This is a genomic window from Variovorax sp. P4_D9 (assembly GCF_056401695.1).
In genome coordinates this window covers 1-5,278 of sequence record NZ_JBFUIU010000628.1, presented here as the reverse complement: position 1 = coordinate 5,278, position 5,278 = coordinate 1, and the positions used below count along the sequence as shown (strand labels likewise).

The 5,278-nt window shown below is 62.1% G+C and carries 4 protein-coding genes; 3 read left to right on the top strand and 1 reads right to left on the bottom strand.

Translation table 11 applies throughout. The annotated features are described in order from the left end of the window. Window positions 1–460 precede the first annotated feature (460 nt). Window positions 461–1,798 (top strand): group II intron reverse transcriptase/maturase, encoded by a 1,338-nt coding sequence (gene ltrA / locus AC1DY5_RS40935; protein ID WP_478120163.1) that lies wholly within the window; start codon window positions 461–463, stop codon window positions 1,796–1,798. Between the two features lie 89 nt (window positions 1,799–1,887). Here ltrA and AC1DY5_RS40930 read toward each other — a convergent pair whose 3' ends face one another. Next, complete coding sequence (locus AC1DY5_RS40930; protein WP_478120162.1) at window positions 1,888–2,250, bottom strand: transposase; 363 nt, start codon at window positions 2,248–2,250, stop codon at window positions 1,888–1,890. Window positions 2,251–4,335: 2,085 nt separating this feature from the next. Between AC1DY5_RS40930 and AC1DY5_RS40925 the strand changes: the two genes are divergently transcribed. Next, a complete protein-coding gene (locus AC1DY5_RS40925; RefSeq protein ID WP_478120161.1) occupies window positions 4,336–4,707 on the top strand; it encodes a DUF2784 domain-containing protein in 372 nt (123 codons plus the stop codon). A gap of 156 nt (window positions 4,708–4,863) precedes the next feature. Further along, on the top strand, window positions 4,864–5,278 hold a 415-nt coding region (locus AC1DY5_RS40920), incomplete at its 3' end, for a CheR family methyltransferase (protein ID WP_478120160.1).

Sequence of the window (5,278 nt, the reverse complement as noted above, 5' to 3'; positions counted from 1 at the left end):
GGTTTAGTGTGCGCCCGTGAAGGCGTGCCATTTGCAGGGTGAAAGTCCCTGTCGGAGTTGGCCGCAGCTCCGTAGCTGAAGGTAACTGCGTCGTCGCGAGGCGAGGTGGGGAGCAACCGGAAGCGAATTGTCGGTCCGTAGGATGACGAACCTGTTTCGGCGGGGTATGGCGGCGAGCCTGCACTAAAGTGGCGAAGCCTGGAAGGAATGCATCACGCTGGCGTGGCGGTTAAAGCGGTGATGTGGCGTACCACGTGGTTGAGGACGGAACGACAGGAAGATGGCACGAGATAAGCGGGGAGACCTGCCGGTGCGGTGAACGCTGGCAGGAGTCAGAGTCCCAATAGTACCGATCACGGGGAAATTAAGTTGAACCGTGGAGAAATGTGTCAGAGCAAAAGGCGCATTAGGGAAGTGGGGCAGGAAGGTTGATAGCTGAAGACCGGAAAGGAGCAGAGATATGACAATTGAAGCATCGACAGTGTCGGCAACGACTAAACAAGATGCAGGCGTGCTGGGAAGCTGCGTGCAGCGGAAATTCGTGCCAGCTCCAATCTGGACGGAAGCTATGTTGGCTGCTCTACAAAGAGGAGTTCGAGGAGGTAAATGGTACAGTTTGATCGATAAAGTCTATCGCCTTGAAACGCTGGAGCTTGGATGGATCCAGGTGGCGAAGAACGCTGGGGCGGCTGGGGTGGACCGAATGAGCGTGGAGCGATTCGCGCAAGGACGGAGTCACTATCTGGCTGAACTGGCGCAAGCGCTGCGGGACGGGAGTTATCGCCCGTTGCCGGTACGGCGTGTTTACATACCCAAGGGCAAGAAGCAGCGCCCGCTCGGCATACCTGCTGTAAAAGACCGCGTGGTTCAGGCGGCGCTAAAGCTGGTCGTCGAGCCCATCTTTGAGCACGAATTCGAGCCCAGAAGCTATGGCTTCAGGCAAGGTTTGGGCTGCAAGGATGCGCTGCGCGAAGTGGACCGGCATTTGAAAGCGGGCTACTTCTGGGTAGTGGATGCGGACCTGCAAAGCTACTTCGACACGATTCCACATGACCCCCTTCTCACGAAAGTGCGAGATCGTATCGGTGACGGTCACGTGCTGGAACTCATTCAGGGCTTTCTCAAGCAAGACATCATGGAAGACTTGAAGCGGTGGACGCCGATCTCCGGCAGTCCTCAAGGGGCAGTAATCAGCCCCTTGCTCGCGAACGCTTATCTGCACGAGCTGGACGTTGAAATGCGCGAAGCCGGGCTGGTAATGGTGCGATACGCAGACGACGCCGTGGTGCTGTGTCGCAGTCGAGAGGAAGCGCACGCCGCGCTCGCTCGTTTGCGCGCTTGGGTGAGTGCGAACGGCCTGACGCTACATCCCGACAAGACCCACATTGGAGACTGCCGGGAGAAGGGGCAAGGGTTCGAGTTTCTGGGGTACCGGTTTGAAGCCGGGCGACGGTTGGTGCGCGCGAAAAGCTTGATGGCGTTACGGGACAAAGTTCGTGCCCGGACGCGCCGCAATCACGGCGGTTCCATCGAGAGTGTGATCGCGTCGCTCAATCCGACCCTGAAGGGTTGGTACGCCTATTTCAAGCAGGCCCACCGGTTCACATTCTCGTCAATCGACGGCTTTGTTCGGCGTCGACTGCGGGCGATGTTGCGAAAACAGAAACACCGACCGGGTCAGGGACGATGTCTTAGCGATCACAAACGATGGCCAAATTCCTTCTTCGCTAATCTTGGGCTGTTCACGATGTACGAAGCCCATCAATTGGCGCGCCAATCCCGGTGCGGAAACAACTGACTGGAGAGCCCGTCGCGGGAGAACTGCACAGCGGGTTCGGAGGGAGGGGACGGCGAGAGCCGTTTCCTACCCCTATCCTAGGCGAGTGATTATTCGCCCGGCAGCGTTCGCAGGCGCAGGAAGGCCTCGGCCGGCGGCCGGGGCCGCATGCCGGCGACGACGTGGCGGAAGTGCTCGGGGCTGCCGCGATAGCCGCGCTCGTGCACCATGACGAACAGCCGTGCGACCGTGAGGGTGGGGAACTTGGCCAGCGTGGCCAGGATAAAGGGACGGTACGGGTCGACCCGGCTGGGGCGCAGTGGTGAAGGCGGCGCCGCCGAGCCCGCCTGTGCGAGCACGCGCCGCACGGTGTCGCGGTGCACCTGCAACTGGCGCGCGATCGTGCCCACGCGCCAGTGTTCGGCCTGGTAGAGACGCAGGATCTGGGCGCTCAGATCGATAGGGATGATCAACGCAGGCGCTCCTTGATCAAGGGCTGGGTTCGACCACACGAACGGCCCAGCGCGAGGCACGGGCGTGGCGCAGGAAGCCCTGGCGGGCCCACGGCGACAGCGCTGCGGCGCAGCGCCGGCAGATCAGTGCGACGTTGGTGGGGGTGTCGACCGGCTTGGGTTCGGCGGCTTGCTCGCATGGAGGCAGTGGAGCATCGGTTGCCGCGGGCGGGGAACCCTGGTGCGCCACGAAGTTGATCGAGGCCGCACCGTCACACGCAGCTTGAGCAGACTGGCGATGGCGCCATCGCCGGGACCGTGCGGCGTGCGCAAGCCGTCCGGCACGGCTGCGCTGGTAACGCCGCGCAGTCTCGCGGCGCGAGTCCTGGCGCGCCGCGCGCGAGCAGGCGCGGCCGCAGTAGCGCTGACCGCGGTCGCAGCGGCTGCAAAGCAGCACCTGCGCGCGGCACCGCGCGCACACGAAAAGACGGGCGGGATGCTCGGCCAGGCGGTGGGCTCCTCGGAGTCAAGCTCCCAGAGCCGCCACACCGAGCCGAGGCCACGCATTGCGCTGGACGACGGCGTCCGGCAATGCAACACTGGCACCGCATTCGCTGTTGGCGTGTGTAGGGTACGGCTGCGGTTCTCGCTGCCAGGCTAAATGCCGCCGCCGTAACCGCCTACTCAGGGTAACGACGCTCGTTCTACCGCAGATGGCCGCCATCGGCCAAGCCTGCCTCGCCGCCTCGCTCCGKCTCGCCTCAGGGCCGTATGTCAACCGTCGAGCTCAAACGAATTCGCCAGGGAGGCCGCCCTGCAGGGCGGCCTCCCTGGCGAACTCACGTCCCCTCGAACATACCGATCAAACCGGCTCAACACCGCTCATTGCGCAACCGCGTCCTCGCCGCCGAATAGAAGCGTTTCCTGATCGCCGTTCACAGGGGGAAGCGGGGCCGGGTGAATTTCGCTGAACATGGCGAGGGGCAGAGGTCGGAACCGCCGCTGAGAAAAGCGCTAGGCGTTCCGAAATGTAGTAAGTTTCCGACTATCACTATCGCCGGAGCCATGGCCCGCTCAACCTTCGGATTGACGGCCGCAATTCCAAAGCGCTAAATCAACCTTTACCCGACATCGATTGGGGGCGACATGAAGACATCTTCAGTCGCGGCAGTTGTCGCCGGTTGCACATTGACTCTGGGCTGCGACATCGAACCTCACGTCCTATTCGTGACGGAAGGAAATCCGTTTCAGGCTCTGCAGTTGACCGRTGCCCAAGACGGATGCACCGCGCCCTATCGTGTTTCCTACCTTACTTCGGCGGATGGCGGGGCGTCTAGCGGATGTTGGGTACGGGAGGGGCGTCACATCCGCGCTCAATTTCCAAAACTGGTTGACAAACTCATACCAGTGGGCGAGTTCCGCCGCACGACATTGGCTGAGTACCGGGACGCCACCTTGGATGACTAGGGCAAGGGTTGGTCTTCATGAATCGTCCGCGACATCCGCTGCAGCGTTGCATCTCACTGCAACTGAGGAAGTCAGCCTCCGAGGGCCTCGCGGCACGTTCACCTAACCTAGGACCAGCCCAAAAAATCCTGCAGGCGGTCTCCATCCGAATGTCTGTCTCCCGCTGAGCGACCGGCGCGATGCCAGCGAGCCCAGACGCGAGAGGCAAAACTGCCTCGAGCGGTTCAAGCAGCAGCACCGAAGTCGTAGTCCCGCGGGCGCGCTAAGAGGGGTGATCGTACTTTTGGTGCGGTTTGATACGGTCAGTCCAAAAGTCCCTATGCACGACAATCACTTACGGAGGCACGTCTGCGCGCGAAGACTGCCCGGCGCAAGCTATTGACTTTCAAAGGAAAAACTCTCGCGACCGTATCAATCCGCAGAGAAAGTCCGATTACCCCGGAAGGTACCGCTGCAGGTCAGCATTATTTACGGATAAGTTCTAAGGCGGCCGGTTGCGGGCAGCCCCTGCATCGAACCCACCTAACTGCTTGATCTGCTTGAAAGAACATTCCATTGTAGGTTTGGGGCCCGCCCGGAATGCCCTTACGGGCAAGGCGATGTCTATGCTTCGGCTCGAAGGACACAAGGAGCCCACCCATGAGCGAGCGTGTGCTGGCCGACGCCGTGCTGGTACTGCACGGCCTCTTCATCCTGTTCGCCGTGGGCGGCAGCGTTCTGGTCTGGCGGTGGCCGCGGCTGGCCTGGCTGCACCTGCTGGCCGTTGCATGGRCTGCCTGGGTAGCATGGTTCGGATGGGAATGCCCGCTGACGCCGCTCGAAAACGAACTGCGACGCGGGGCCGGCCAGGCAGGCTACAGCGGCGGCTTCATCGATCACTACCTGCTGGGCGTGGTCTATCCCGAGGGGCTCACTCGCGGCGCGCAGATCGCATCGGGAACCTTCGTCGCCGTGCTCAACGTGAGTGTGTATGCGCTGCTGATTCGCTCGTGGCGTCGGAAACGAAGCTGATGCCGCCCGGATCGAGCAGGCTATGCGTTCGGGTCCGATTGAAGAATTTCGACGGCCCGCTTGAACTGGAGCCCCTGTATCGCGCGCTCCTCTATCGCGTGGCTGGAGAAGTACCGCCCGGTGAGCTGAGATAACGCGCCCCTCCTCAGTTCTGCGATGACGTCGCGCGCCACCGGCGGGCACACGGCGTTGCCGAGCGTCACCAACTTCTTCAGGGACCGGGCCGCTTTCGAGGCGCTCGGGCGCGACGCGATTCCGAAGCTGATCGAGGACAAGGCGCCAGGCGAACATGTCCGTGCGTGGGTGGCGGGCTGCGCCACCGGCGAAGAGGCCTATTCGTTGAGCATGCTCTTGCGCGAGCAGACCCAGTCGAAGAATCTGGACATCCAGGTTTTTGCCACTGACATCGACGAGCGAGCCATCGCAACCGCGCGCAAGGGCGTCTACGCCGACGGCATCGTGGAGGACCTCACCCCGGCGCGCCTGAGGCAGTTCTTCGTGCACGACTACGATCAATACCGGATATCCGCCACAGTCCGGGAAACCGTGCTCTTCGCAGTGCACAAGCAGC

Coding starts and splice junctions, on each gene's coding strand:
- ltrA (WP_478120163.1), top strand. CDS start 461: ATGACAATTGAAGCATCGACAGTGTCGGCAACGACTAAACAAGATGCA.